Raw genomic sequence first — 13,485 nt, 5'->3', positions numbered from 1 at the left:
GGAGAGACCATGAACGCGATCACCGACATGACACCGCTGTTCGAGATGCGCGGCATCTGCAAGGGCTTTCCGGGCGTCAAGGCGCTCGACGACGTGTCCTTCGCGATCTACCCCGGCGAAGTGCACATGCTGCTCGGCGAGAACGGCGCGGGCAAGTCGTCGCTGATGAAAGTGCTGTGCGGCGTGTACGTGGCCGATGCCGGCGAGTTCTATCACAACGGGCAGCGCGTTGCCGTCACCCGCCCGGCCGACACCATGAGACTCGGCATCGCCGTGATCTTCCAGGAGTTCTCGCTGGTGCCGTACCTGGACATCGCGCAGAACATCTTCCTGGGGCGCGAGCCGCGCGGACGCGTGCCGGGCTCGGTCGATCACGCCAGGATGCATGCCGAGGCCCGCCGCCTGCTCGATATCCTCGGCATGGACCTGAGCACGCGTACGCCCGTGCACCGCCTGGGCGTGGCCCAGCAGCAGATGGTCGAGATCGCCAAGGCGCTGTCGCAGGATGCGCGCATCCTGGTGCTGGACGAACCGACGGCGGCGCTGTCCGACCGCGAGACCGAGAAGCTGTTTTCGGTGATCGGCAAGCTCAAGGCCGAAGGCGTGTCGATGATCTACATCTCGCACCGCATGGCCGAGGTGTTCGCCCTGGGGGACCGCATCACCGTGATGCGCGACGGCCGCAAGGTCGGCAGCTACCTGCCGGGCGATGCCACCCCCGACGAACTGGTGGCCCGCATGGTGGGCCGCAAGGTCGATATGAGCTACAGCCGCGAGCGCGGCGGGCCCACCGGCGACCTGGCGCTGGAGATGCGCGGCGTCAGCGCCGACAACGGCATCGAGGACATCAGCCTGCAGGTGCGCGCCGGCGAGATCGTCGGCCTGGCGGGCCTGGTGGGTTCGGGCCGCAGCGAGGTCGCCCGGGCCGTGTTCGGTGCGGACCCGATCCGTCACGGCGAGATCCGCATCTTCGGCAAGCCGATGAAGGGCGGCCCGGACAAGGCGCGGGCGCTGGGCGCGGCGCTGATTCCTGAGAGCCGCAAGACCGAGGGGCTGGCCCTGATCCGCACCGTGCGCGACAACCTGCTGCTGGCCGGACTGCGGCGCGCCTTCCCGGCCCACTGGTATCGCAGCGGCAAGGCCGAAGCGCTGGCCACGCGCGAGATCGGCCGCCTGCGTATCGCCACGCCCGGCGGCGACCAGCTTGCGCAGTTCCTCTCGGGGGGCAACCAGCAGAAGATCGTGATCGGCAAATGGCTGATCGCCGAATCCAGGCTGTTCATCTTCGACGAGCCGACCCGCGGCATCGACGTGGGCGCCAAGGCCGAGATCTTCGCGCTGATCGACGGGCTGGTGAAGGAGGGCGCCGCGGTGCTGCTGATCAGCTCCGAGCTGCCGGAGATCATCAACGTCTGCGACCGCACCTATGTCATGCGCGAAGGCCGCATCGCCGGCGAGCTTGCGCATGGCGACATGACCGAGGAAAGCATTTTGCAACTGGGGATGAACGATGCCTGATATGCCTGATACCCGCGCCCTCCCGCGCGCCGTGGCACTGCCGATGGCGCCGGCACTCGGCAAGCTGCCCGGATCGGTCTGGGTCCTGCTGTTGCTGACGCTCGCCTTCGCCATTGGCGGCGATGGCTTCCTGAGCACGGCCAACCTGCTCAACGTCGGCACGCAGTCCACCATCCTGCTGCTGATCGCCTTGCCCATGACGCTGATCATCATGACGGAAGGGTTGGACCTGTCGATGGGCGCCGTCCTCACGCTGTGCGGCGTGGCGCTGGCCATGGTGATGGTGGCAACCGGCTCGCTGTGGCTGGCGGTGCTGGCGGCGCTTGGCGTCGGGCTGCTGTTCGGCCTGCTCAATGGCGCGCTGGTGGCGGGCCTGGGGATTCCGCCCTTCGTCGCCACCCTCGGCACGATGGGCGTGGCGCAGGGGCTGTCGCTGGCGGTCACGGACGGCCAGAGCGTGGTGGGCATCGGCGACACCATTCCGCTGCTCTACTCGGGTGAGTGGCTCGGTATCCCGTTGCCGATCTGGATCGCCGGCGCGTTCTACGGCCTGTTCCACTGGCTGCTTTACCGCACGCGCTTCGGCATCAATGTGTTCGCCCTCGGCGGCAATCGCGAAGCGCTCAAGTTTGCCGGCGTGCGCGTCAACCGCTGGCTGATCGCGGTGTACGCACTGGGCGGCGTGATGGCGGGCGTGGCCGCGCTGCTGATGACCGCGCGCATGAACGCCGGTCATCCCACGGCGGCCATCGGGCTGGAGTTCGATGCCATCGCCGCGGTGGCCGTGGGTGGCACCACCTTCGATCGCGGCAACGGCTGGCTGCCGGGCACGGTGCTGGGCGTGCTGGCGGTGGGCGTGCTGCGCAACGGCCTGAACCTGGTCGGCGTGCAATCGTCGATCCAGGTGGCGGCCATCGGCCTGCTGGTGCTGGTCGTGCTGCTGATCGAGTCCTTCAAGGGGAAAGCATGAATACCGTCATCGCCCGGGCGCCGCTGTCGGCTGACGCCCGCTCCTTCGCTTACCGCGTATTCGCGCTCGGCCTGCTCTGCGTGGCGCTGGCGGTGGCGTCGGACGCCTTCCTGACGCTCGGCAACCTGCTCAATGTGCTGCGCCAGGCCAGCTTGTTGTTCCTGCTGGCCTCCGGACTGACGCTGGTGATCCTGACCGGCGGTCTCGACCTGTCAGTGGGGGCCAATGTCGCGATGTCCGCCTGCCTGGCGGCGAGCGTGATGAAGGCCACCGGCTCGACGATGCTTGGGGTAGGGGTTGGCCTGGGCAGCGGCGTGCTGATCGGCCTGGGCAACGGCCTGCTGGTGGCGGCGCTGCGCATCCCGCCCTTTATCGCCACCTACGGGATGCTCTGGGTGTTGCACGGCCTGACCTACTGGTTCATGGCCGGGGACACCATCCACGGCTTCGCGCCGGCGTTCCGCGCGGTCGGCAGCGGCTATCTGTGGGGCGTACCGATTCCGGTCTTCCTGATGCTGGCCTTCCTGGTGGCCGGCACGGCGATCTCGCAGAAGACCACCTACGGGCAGGAGATCTACGCCATCGGCGCCAATCCCGTCGCCGCCAGGTTGTCCGGCGTGCCGGTGGCGCGCCGGCTGGTGATGGTCTATGTGGTGAGCGGCGCCATGGCCGGGCTGGCCAGCCTGGTGTTCCTGGCGCGCCTGAACTCGGCCGAGGGCGATATCGGCGAGACGCTGACCTTGCCGGCGATCGCCGCGGTACTGATCGGCGGCACGTCGCTGTTCGGTGGCGTGGGCCGGGTTTCCGGCACGCTGGTGGGCGCCATCATCCTGACGCTGTTGCTCAATGGCATGAACCTGCTCACCGTCAGCGCCAACTGGCAGCCGCTGGTGACCGGGGTCATCGTCGTGCTTGCTGTCTTCCTGGACACCCTGTCGCGGCGCCGGCTGGGTACCAGGTAAGCGAAATTGCAGCAACGCCGGCAGACCACATGCCGGCGCTATTCGAAAACCAAGGAGACACCCTATGCAATCGCACAAGCTGAAGCCGTTCGCCGCCATGCTGGCACTCGGGTTGCTGGCCACGCCAGCCGCCCATGCCGACGGCGAGAAGATCGCCGTCTTTACCAAGAACCAGACCAACCCATATTTCCAGGTACTGCGCCAGGGCGCGGATGCGGCGGCAAAGAGCATGAACGCCAAGGTCACGCACTACATCCCGACCAAGCCGGACAGCATTCCCGAGCAGATGAGCCAGATCGAGGACGTCATCGTCAAGAAGCCGGATGCGGTGGTTTTCGTGCCGGTGGACTACAAGGCCATGGCGCCGGGGGTGAAGAAGATCAACGCGGCGAACATCCCGGTGGTCAACGTCACGGATCGCAGCGATGTGGGCACCTTTGTGTCCTTCGTCGGCGCCAGCGACTACGAACTCGGCCTGAAGACCGCCACGCATCTGTTCAAGTCCATGGGCGGCAAGGGCAATGTGGTGCTGCTGGAAGGCGTCAAGGGATCGCTGACCAATACCGACCGCGTGCGCGGCGTGCAAGACGCGCTGAAGGCCTTCCCGGCGGTCAGGCTGGTGGCCACGCAACCCGCGAACTACCAGCGCCTGCAGGCCCTGCAGGTGATGGAGAACCTGATGCAGTCCTACCCGCAGATCGATGCCGTGTTCGCCGCCAACGACGCCATGGCCATCGGCGCCATCGAGGCGCTGCAGGGGGCTAATCGCAAGGCCCTGGTCTCCGGCATCAACGGCACCAAGGAAGCGATCGACGCAATCAAGGCCGGCACCATGCTGGCGACCGGCGACTACAACGGCTTCGCCCAGGGCTGCCTCGGCACCATGGCGGCGATCCGCAAGCTGCGCGGGCTGCCGGTGAAGCAGGACATCGTGCTGCCGGCCGCCGTGATCGACAAGACCAACTATCAGCCGCTCGACGTGCCGGTCGACAAGCGCGCTTGCCCGCGCTGGGAAGACGGCGCAAAAGCGTAGAGGCCTCATACGGCCAAGAAAGGCAACAAGAAAGGAACACCATGCGAAATCTCAATGAAGAGACCATTACCCAGGCGGTGCTGGCACGCAATGCCGACATGACGGATCGCCGCTTGAAGACGGTCATGACCAGCCTGATCCAGCACCTGCACGCGTTCGCCAGGGAGGTCAGGCTGACCGAGGAGGAGTGGGCCGCCGGTATCCAGTTTCTGACGGACGTCGGCCATACCTGCAACCCGAGCCGGCAGGAGTTCATCCTGCTGTCGGATACGCTGGGCCTGTCGACGCTGGTGACCGCGCAGAACCATCGCAAGCCCCAGGGCTGCACGGAGGCCACGGTGTTCGGCCCGTTCTACGTCGACGACGCGCCCGACTACGCGCTCGGCGCCGACGTCGGCAACGGCATGGCGGGAGAGCCCTGCTATGTCAGCGGCAATGTCCGGAGCATCACGGGCGAGGCGGTGCCGGGCGCCAAGCTGGAAGTCTGGCAAGCCGATGCCGAGGGCTTCTACGATGTGCAGAAGGCCGGGCGCACGAGCGCCCAGGGACGCGGCACGTTGCACGCCGACGCGTCCGGACACTATCACTTCAAGACCATCGTCGCCGAGTGCTATCCGATTCCACACGACGGCCCGGTCGGACGCATGCTCGAAGCCATGGGGCGGCATCCATGGCGCCCCGCGCACCTGCATTTCATGATTTCGGCCCCCGGATACGAGACGCTGGTCACGCATGTGTTTCGTGACGGCGACACCTATCTGGACTCCGACACCGTGTTCGGGGTGCGTTCGTCGCTGGTGGCCGACTGGGTGCGCCACGACTCTGGCACGGCGCCAGACGGCACCCGGTCAGACAACCCCTTCTACACGCTCGATTTCGACTTCGTGCTCAATCCCGCCCAACCGGCAACGGCAAACCAGTAAGGAGGCAGTGCCATGCTTTACGTATTCCATCTGATCGACAAGCCCGGCGTTGGCGACTTGCGCCTGCGCGTGCGGCCCGACCACAAGGCCTACCTGCGCGCGGTGGAGAACCAGATCGCTTTTGCCGGCCCGCTGCTGGCCGAGGACGGCGAGACCATGGTCGGCAGCCTGCTGGTGATCGACTTTCCGTCGATCGAGGCGGCGCGCCGCTGGCAGGCCGAAGAGCCGTTCACGGTGGCGGGCGTCTATGCGACCAGTTCGGTTCATGCGTTCAGCAACATGTGGCCGCAACGCGCCGGATTCCCTGCGGCGTAAGCCGGTTTCTCTCACCAACACCACGTCAGGCAGCGTCAGCCAGGGAGGCCATTTTGCCCATCGTCAAACATATCGTGATGTGGAACCTGCGCGGAGACAGCGAGGGCGCGAAGCGCGATGCCATCGCGCGGCTCAAGGGCGCTTTCGAGGGGTTGCGCGGCCGGATTCCCGGCTTGCGGCACCTGGAGATCGGCGTCGATTCGAGTCGCGTCGACTACGCCTGCGACGTCGTCCTGTACTCGGAGTTCGAGTCGCACAGCGCCCTGGAGGCCTACGCGACCCATCCCGAGCATCTGCGCGTCAAGCGCGAGCTGGGCGATCTGCGCATCGCCAGGCACCAGGTCGACTACGACGGCACCGTGGCGCATGCGGAGCAGGGCGGGGCGTTCATCGCCGCGCCGCTAGTGGATTGACGGATCCACGCAAAGGAGGGAGATCGTGAGAGTTGCGGTAGCCGGTTTGGGATGGTGGGGCAAGCAGATCATCCGCACGTTGAGCAAGAGTGCGAAATTCAAGGTGATCGTGGCCGTGGACCCGATGGCGACGGAGGAAGCCCGGACGTTCACGCGCGAGTCAGGCGTGGAACTCGCCGCCGATCTGGCGGAAGTGCTCGGACGGGCCGATATCGACGGCGTTATCCTCGCCACCCCGCATGCATTGCACGAGCAACAGGTGCTCTCGGCGCTGGAGGCTGGCAAGGAGGTCTTCTGCGAAAAGCCGCTGGCCATGACCACGGCCGGCGCGCAGCGGATTGTCGAGGCCTGTGCGCGCCAGCGCAAGGTGCTGGGAGTGGGGCACGAGCGCCGCTTCGAGCCCGCCATCGCCGAATTGATGCGGATGGTGCGCGCTGGCCAACTTGGGCGCCTGCTGCATATGGAGGCCAATGTCAGCCACGATCTGTTCCGCAAGCTCGATCCGTCGAACTGGCGCCTGGACTCGAAGCATGCGCCGGCCGGCATGATGACGGCGGTCGGCATCCACATCACCGACATCTTCGTCGCGCTGGCCGGCGGTGCCAGCAGCGTGCGCGCGCGCACCGAGTCCCTGATCTTCCCCGAGCCCGTGCGCGATTTCACCACCGCCACCATCACTTTCGCTTCGCGTGTGCAGGCCACGATCAGCCTCCTCTCGGTCACGCCGTTCCATGGCCGCATCGCGGTGTTCGGTGACAAAGGCTGGGTGGAAATCGTGTCCGAAGGGAATGTCGATCAGGGTCTGCCCACTCGCCTGACGCATTGCGGTGGCACTGGCGTACCTCGCACGGAACGCCTGTATGAGGCGACCGATGCGGTGCTGGCCAACTTCGAGGCCTGGGCCGACGCGGTGGCAGGCAGCGGGACCTACCCGTTCACGGCCGGCGAGCTGGTGGACAACATCAGGCTGCTGGAGGCGATTGTGGAGTCCAGCGAGCGTGGCGGCGACGCCGTCGCGCCTTAGGAGCAATGGCGTTGCTCCAGGTAAGGGCAGTGAAGCGCCGCTACGCTCCCTTCTTTCCGGTCCCCGCCGCAGGCTTCTGGAACTTCTCGACCAGAAAGTCGATAAAGGCCCTTGTGCGCGCCGTCTGATTCCGGCGTTGGGGGTAGTAGACGAAGAGATCGGCGGACGGCAGCGTGAAGTCTGGCAAGACCACCCTCAGCCGTCCGCTTTCCAGATACTTGGCCAGATCCCATTCCGACCGGATTAGGATTCCGTGGCCATCGAGCGCCCAGCCTAGGACGATGTCGCCGTCGTTGCTGGACAGCGCGCCGTCAACTTTCACCACTTCCGTTTGCCCCTGGTGAACGAATCGCCACACGCCGTGGGCGCTGTCGTTCTGCCGGTGAATGATGCAGCGATGATCCGCCAGGTCAGCGAGCGTTGTCGGCGTTCCAGACTTGTCGAGGTAGACCGGGGACGCGCAGAGGAAGCGACGGTTCGACATGACACGCCTGGCGCTCAGGCGCTTGTCGGGTAACGTGCCGAACCGGATCGAGAGGTCGTAGCCACTCTCGACGAGATCCACCGGTTTGTCCGTGACCTCCAGTTGCACTTCGACGTTCGGATATCGCCTGGAAAAATCCGAAACCAGCGGGGCGATGACGGTGCGGCCGAAACCCAGCGTGGCATTGACGCGCAGGAGGCCATGTGGCGCCGCGCCGCTGCTCGATACGGCGTCCTCCATTTCACGTAGATCCGCGAGGATCCTCGTCGCATAGGCCAGATAGGTCTCGCCTTCGTTGGTCAGGCTGATGCTGCGCGTCGTGCGATTGACGAGCCGCACCCGCAGCCGGGCCTCCATGAGCGCCAGCCGCTTGGTGGCCGCGGGCGGCGTCAGGTCGAGCTCGCGCGCCGCAGCCGACAGGCTGCCGAGCCGGGCCACCAGCACGAAGAACTCCAATTCGGACGCGAGGTCAGTTTTCACTTTAAGTGAATTATCTTGTGAATTTGGGTTCATTTTAGTTCAAGGTCCTGCGCCTAATCTACCGATTCCCACAGCTCACGCATCGCCGCGCCGGTGCATCAGGAGACACACCATGAGAATCGTCGAGATTCGCGAAAAGACTTTTCCGATCAGCTCGCCCATCCGGAATGCCTATATTGACTTCAGCAAGATGACGCTGAGCCTCGTGGCGGTGATCACGGACGTGATCCGGGATGGCAAGCCCGTCGTCGGCTACGGCTTTAACTCGAACGGGCGCTACGGCCAGGGCAAGCTGATGCGCGAACGTTTCATCCCGCGCCTGATGGAAGCTGATCCCGAGTCACTGCTCGACGCCACCGGAAATAACCTCGATCCCCACAAGATCTGGGACACCATGTTCAAGAACGAGAAGCCGGGCGGCCACGGCGAGCGTTCCGTGGCGATTGGCACGATCGACATGGCGGTCTGGGATGCCGTGGCCAAGATCGAAGGCAAGCCACTCTTCCAGTTGCTGGCGGATCGCTACGGGAATGGCACGCCCGATCGCAAGGTTTTCGTGTACGCGGCCGGCGGCTACTACTACCCCGGCCAGGACTACAGCAAACTCAAGGACGAAATGCGCAGCTACATCGATCGTGGCTACACCGTCGTCAAGAAGAAGATCGGCGGGGCGTCGCTGGACGAGGATCTGCGCCGTATCGACGCCATCCTCAGCGTGCTGCAAGATGGCCAGAAGCTGGCGGTCGACGCGAACGGTCGCTTCGATCTCGATACCGCGATCCAGTACGCCAAGGCGCTGTCGCAATACGACCTGTTCTGGTACGAGGAGCCGGGCGACCCACTGGACTTCGAGCTTCAGGCGACGCTGCGCAACTACTACGACAAGCCGATGGCGACCGGCGAGGACCTGTTCTCGATGCAGGACGCGCGCAACCTGATCCGCTACGGCGGCATGCGCCCCGACCGCGACTGGCTGCAGTTCGACTGCGCGCTGAGCTACGGCCTGGTGGAATACCTGCGCACGCTCGACATGCTGAAGCAGCACGGCTGGTCGGCAAGCCGGTGCATTCCGCACGGCGGCCATCAGATGTCCCTGAACATCGCCGCGGGCCTGGGCCTGGGTGGCAACGAGAGCTACCCCGACCTCTTCCAGCCGTTCGGTGGCTTCCCCGATGGCGTCAAGGTCGAAAAGGGCTACCTGACCATGCCGGACCTGCCGGGCATCGGCTTCGAGGGCAAGGCCGATCTCTACAGCGTGATGCAAGAGATGTCGGCCTGAGGCTGGCGAACGTCAAAAACCACAACGGAGACAACCATGTTGAACAAGCAAGCAGCATCCTGTGCGGTCACGCTTTGTATTGCGGCCGGGACATTCTGTGCTTCGGGTTCGGCGAGTGCGGAGTACCCGGAGAAGCCGGTCACATTGGTTGTCCCGTTCGTGGCCGGTGGCCCGAGCGACAAGATCGCGCGTGATGTCGCGGAGGCCATGCGCAAGACCCTGGGGCAGACCGTTGTGGTGGAGAACACGGCCGGCGCTGGCGGGACGATCGGAACGGCGCGTGTTGCCCGGGCCGCGCCGGATGGGTACACGCTGCTGGTACACCACATCGGATTGGCGACGGCCCCGTCGCTCTACAAGAAACTCGGCTACAAGACTGCCGACCTGGAATTTCTCGGCCTGGTCAACGAGGCGCCTTCGACCCTGATCGGCAGGCCCAGCCTTCCGCCGAACGCGCTGCCGGACCTCCGCAAATTCATTGCGGAGAACGGCGGGAAGCTGAACCTCGCCAATGCCGGCGTGGGATCGGCATCCCATCTTTGTGGCCTCATGCTGCAAAGCGCGTTCAAGAGCAACATGACTTTTGTGCCGTACAAGGGGACGGCCCCCGCCATGTCCGACATCATGGGTGGCCAGGTCGACCTGATGTGCGAGCAAGCCACGAACAGCACGCCCCAGATCGAGGCCAAGAAGGTGAAAGCCTACGGCGTGACGAGTGCCCAGCGCTCGCCGGTGCCGGCGCTGGCAAGCATTCCAACCCTCAACGAAGCGGGGCTGACGGGATTCAACTTCACCGTCTGGCACGGTCTCTACGCGCCGCGCGGGACCCCGCCGGCCGTGCTGGCAAAGATCAACACGGCCCTCCGGGCGGCACTGAAGGATCCGGCGCTTATCCAGCGTGAAGAAGCGCTCGGCGTGATGGTGGTCGGCGACGACCGGCTCTCGCCGGCCGGGCACAAGAAGTTTTTCGAGGGGGAGGCCAGTCGCTGGTCGAAGATCATCCAGGACGCCGGCATTCAGCCGGAGTAACGGTTTCTTCCCGGGCCGGTGTCGGGGAAGCCCGATGGCGGCCGTACGAGCATGATCAGCCGATGCGCGCTACGTGCGCAGCGTGGCCGCATTCCCCCAGGCATCCCAGCAACACATCGAACGCCGGGCCGATGTCTTCCTCGGGCACGCATGCGTACCCGAGCAGAAGTCCCCTCTGCGCCGGCGTGCCCAGGTAGTACCGCGACAGCGGCCGCACCATGATGCCCTTTGCGCGCGCGGCTGCAGTGATTGCCACGTCGTCGGCATCGTCGGGCAGGCGCAGCACCAGATGCAATCCGGCATTGCTGCCTTGCGCATTCAGCGCGCCGGGCCCCAGGTAGCGCTCGATCAGCGCGGCCAGCACGGCCCGCCGCCGCGCGTAGAGCGGCCGCATGCGGCGGATATGCGCGGCATAGTCGCCGGCCTGCATGAACTCGGCGACGGTGGCCTGCGTCATCAGATGGCCCGCGCGATAGAGCTCGGCATGGGCGGTCTGGAACGCGCCGGCCAGCTCGCGTGGCAGCACGAGGTAGCCCATGCGCAAGCCCGGATACAGCGTCTTGCTGAACGTGCCGATGTAGATGACGGGCGCGTCGGCTTCCATCCCTTGCAGCGACGGAATCGGCTGCCCGGAAAAGCGGAACTCGCTGTCGTAGTCGTCCTCGACGATCCAGCTGCCGTGCTGGCGCGCGAACTCCAGCAGCGCACGCCGGCGCTTCAGGCTCATCACCGCACCCAACGGATACTGGTGCGACGGCGTGACGAAGATGAAGCGCGGCGCCGGCTCCGTTCGTCCGGACAGGCGGCCCGCGTCGGCCTCCGGCAGCGTCAGCCCTTCATCGTCCACGGGCATCGGCACCATGCCGATATCGCTGACTTGCAGCACGCCGCGAATGCCCCAGTAGCTCGGTTCTTCCACCCATGCCTGATCGCCGGTCGACCCCAGCAGGCGGACCACCAGGTCGATGGCCTGGTGGATGCCCTCGGTGATCAGCACCTGTTCGGCATCGCACCGCACCGACCGCGCCACGCGCAGATGTGCCGCCACGGCCTCGCGCAAGGCGGGCAGGCCGCCGCCGTGGCCATAGCTGAGCCATTCCGGTGGCGGCTGGCGCCAGAGGCGTGCGGAGATCTGGGCATAGCGCCGATGCGGAAACCGCCGCAGATCCGGCACGCCCGGCATGAAGGCGCCCCATTGCGTGGGCGAGGCCGACGCATTGGCCAGCAGTTGCTGGCCGCGTGGCGAAAGGCCGGGCATCGCCCGCGGGCCCGCGTCGGTGATCGCTGCCGCTGTGGCGTTCAGATAGCTTTCCGGTGCCGTGTCGGCCACAAAGGTGCCACTGCCCGTGCGGGCGCGCAGGTAGCCTTCGGCCAGTAGCTGTTCATACGCGTACATCACCGTATTGCGCGACAGCCCGAGTTCGGCGGCCAGGTCGCGCTGCGGCGGCAGCCGCGTGGCCCGTGGCAGGCTGCCATCGAGGATGGCGCCGCGAATGCACTCGTAGAGCCCCCGGTTCAGGGGCTTGCCGAAGGCCCCGAGCCCCTCGGGGCCCAGGCGCTGGAGCAGGAGGTCACCGCAGATCGACTTCAATTGGCACCATTGGATTTATGAAAGTGGCGCTGGATTGTAGGGCCAAATCTGATTGAAATGCACGACATCGCTGTGCAATCGCCAGCGAGTCGTCCGTACGTCGTGTCGTCCAGGCGCCGACCTGCCATCACCGCTCCATGATCATGAAAAACATCGAACTGAATCAACGCCGTTCCCTTGCCACGCCACGCGGTGTCGGCGTGATGTGCGACTTCTACGCGGACCGGGCCGAAAACGCGACGCTGTGGGATGTGGAAGGCCGTGCCTATACCGACTTCGCCGCCGGCATCGCCGTGCTCAACACCGGCCATCGCCACCCGCGCATCATGCAGGCCATCGCGGCGCAGCTCGAACGCTTTACCCACACCTGCTACCAGGTGGTGCCGTACCAGAGCTATGTGTCGCTGGCGGAGCGCATCAACGGGCTGGTGCCCATCAAGGGCCTGAACAAGACCGCGCTGTTCACGACGGGCGCGGAGGCCGTGGAGAACGCCATTAAGATCGCGCGCGCCCATACCGGCCGCGCCGGCGTGATCGCGTTCTCGGGCGCGTTCCATGGCCGCACGCTGCTGGGCATGGCGCTGACGGGCAAGGTGGTGCCGTACAAGGTGGGCTTCGGTCCGTTCCCGTCGGACATCTATCACGCGCCGTTCCCGAGCGCGTCGCACGGCGTCACCACCGAACAGGCGCTGTACGCGCTGGACAACCTGTTCAAGTCCGATATCGACCCGCAACGCGTGGCCGCGATCATCGTCGAGCCGGTGCAGGGCGAGGGCGGCTTCCAGCCCGCGCCGGCGGACTTCATGCGCGGCCTGCGCGCCATCTGCGACAAGCACGGCATCGTGATGATCGCCGATGAAGTGCAGACCGGATTCGGCCGCACCGGCAAGCTGTTCGCGATGTCGCACTACGACGTGGAAGTCGACCTGATCACGATGGCCAAGAGCCTGGCCGGCGGCATGCCGCTGTCCGCGGTGTGCGGCCGCGCCGCGATCATGGACGCGCCGCTGCCGGGCGGCCTGGGCGGCACGTATGCCGGCAACCCGCTGGCCGTGGCGGCCGCGCACGCCGTCATCGACACCATCGCCGAAGAGCAACTGTGCGAACGCGCCGAGGCGCTGGGCGCGCAACTGCGGCAACACCTGGATGGCCTGCGCAAGCAGTGTCCCGCGCTGGCCGAAGTCCGTGGCCTGGGGTCGATGATCGCGGCCGAATTCCGTGATCCCGCCACCGGGGCGCCCAGTGCCGACCACGCGAAGCGCGTGCAGAGCCGCGCGCTGGAAGCCGGGCTGGTGCTGCTGACCTGCGGCACCCACGGCAACGTGATCCGCTTCCTCTATCCGCTGACGGTTCCGCAAGCCCAGTTCGACGCCGCACTGGCCGTGCTGGCGCAGGCGCTGGCCGAATAAGCGGGCCACGCTACACGCAACCACCAGGAGATTGCCGGGCACCTTGACGGTGCTC

General features: G+C 66.0%; 13 protein-coding genes. 11 read left to right on the top strand and 2 right to left on the bottom strand.

Annotated features, from left to right (window positions below; all coding sequences use genetic code 11):
- Positions 1-9 precede the first annotated feature (9 nt).
- The 8 genes from BLR29_RS01020 to BLR29_RS00985 all read left to right on the top strand — a co-directional run bounded on the left by BLR29_RS01020 (position 10) and on the right by BLR29_RS00985 (position 7,158).
- Complete coding sequence (locus tag BLR29_RS01020) at positions 10-1,518, top strand: sugar ABC transporter ATP-binding protein (protein WP_092133910.1); 1,509 nt, start codon at positions 10-12, stop codon at positions 1,516-1,518.
- A 1-nt stretch (position 1,519) separates the two neighbouring features.
- Entirely contained in the window at positions 1,520-2,488 is a 969-nt protein-coding gene (locus BLR29_RS01015; protein ID WP_092133908.1) for an ABC transporter permease, read from the top strand.
- A complete protein-coding gene (locus BLR29_RS01010) occupies positions 2,485-3,450 on the top strand; it encodes an ABC transporter permease (RefSeq protein WP_092133906.1) in 966 nt (321 codons plus the stop codon). Before BLR29_RS01015 ends, BLR29_RS01010 begins: the two co-directional genes overlap by 4 nt.
- A 64-nt stretch (positions 3,451-3,514) precedes the next feature.
- Positions 3,515-4,483 carry a sugar ABC transporter substrate-binding protein gene (locus BLR29_RS01005; RefSeq protein ID WP_092133904.1) on the top strand — a complete coding sequence of 323 codons (969 nt, stop codon included), beginning with the start codon at positions 3,515-3,517 and terminating at the stop codon, positions 4,481-4,483.
- 41 nt (positions 4,484-4,524) lie between these two features.
- Positions 4,525-5,406: an intradiol ring-cleavage dioxygenase gene (locus BLR29_RS01000; protein ID WP_092133902.1), complete on the top strand. Its 882-nt coding sequence runs from the start codon at positions 4,525-4,527 to the stop codon at positions 5,404-5,406.
- A 12-nt stretch (positions 5,407-5,418) separates the two neighbouring features.
- Positions 5,419-5,721 (top strand): YciI family protein, encoded by a 303-nt coding sequence (locus BLR29_RS00995; RefSeq protein WP_092133900.1) that lies wholly within the window; start codon positions 5,419-5,421, stop codon positions 5,719-5,721.
- Positions 5,722-5,774: 53 nt separating this feature from the next.
- Positions 5,775-6,134: a Dabb family protein gene (locus BLR29_RS00990; RefSeq protein ID WP_092133898.1), complete on the top strand. Its 360-nt coding sequence runs from the start codon at positions 5,775-5,777 to the stop codon at positions 6,132-6,134.
- Between the two features lie 25 nt (positions 6,135-6,159).
- Complete coding sequence (locus BLR29_RS00985; protein WP_176860853.1) at positions 6,160-7,158, top strand: Gfo/Idh/MocA family protein; 999 nt, start codon at positions 6,160-6,162, stop codon at positions 7,156-7,158.
- Between the two features lie 40 nt (positions 7,159-7,198).
- On the opposite strand, the gene BLR29_RS00980 is transcribed toward BLR29_RS00985, so the two are convergent.
- Positions 7,199-8,122, bottom strand: a complete 924-nt coding sequence (locus tag BLR29_RS00980) for a LysR family transcriptional regulator (RefSeq protein ID WP_092133894.1) — start codon at positions 8,120-8,122, stop codon at positions 7,199-7,201.
- A 112-nt stretch (positions 8,123-8,234) separates the two neighbouring features.
- On the opposite strand from BLR29_RS00980, the gene BLR29_RS00975 reads away from it, so the two are divergent.
- Together BLR29_RS00975 and BLR29_RS00970 are read left to right on the top strand one after the other, a co-directional pair.
- The gene (locus tag BLR29_RS00975) at positions 8,235-9,401 is read left to right on the top strand and encodes a mandelate racemase/muconate lactonizing enzyme family protein (RefSeq protein ID WP_092133892.1); all 1,167 of its coding nucleotides are present in this window, start codon (positions 8,235-8,237) and stop codon (positions 9,399-9,401) included.
- A gap of 36 nt (positions 9,402-9,437) precedes the next feature.
- A complete protein-coding gene (locus BLR29_RS00970) occupies positions 9,438-10,430 on the top strand; it encodes a tripartite tricarboxylate transporter substrate-binding protein (protein WP_092133889.1) in 993 nt (330 codons plus the stop codon).
- A 55-nt stretch (positions 10,431-10,485) separates the two neighbouring features.
- Here BLR29_RS00970 and BLR29_RS00965 read toward each other — a convergent pair whose 3' ends face one another.
- Positions 10,486-12,021, bottom strand: coding sequence for a MocR-like pyridoxine biosynthesis transcription factor PdxR (locus tag BLR29_RS00965; protein WP_092133887.1), 1,536 nt, complete (start codon positions 12,019-12,021; stop codon positions 10,486-10,488).
- A 143-nt stretch (positions 12,022-12,164) separates the two neighbouring features.
- Here BLR29_RS00965 and BLR29_RS00960 point away from each other — a divergent pair, with 143 nt between their 5' ends.
- Positions 12,165-13,430: a 4-aminobutyrate--2-oxoglutarate transaminase gene (locus BLR29_RS00960; protein ID WP_176860852.1), complete on the top strand. Its 1,266-nt coding sequence runs from the start codon at positions 12,165-12,167 to the stop codon at positions 13,428-13,430.
- The last annotated feature ends 55 nt before the right edge of the window (positions 13,431-13,485 follow it).

The sequence above is a fragment of the Cupriavidus sp. YR651 genome, from assembly GCF_900101625.1.
In the GTDB taxonomy this organism is placed as follows: Bacteria; Pseudomonadota; Gammaproteobacteria; order Burkholderiales; family Burkholderiaceae; genus Cupriavidus.
This window is presented reverse-complemented; position numbering and strand designations above follow the sequence as displayed.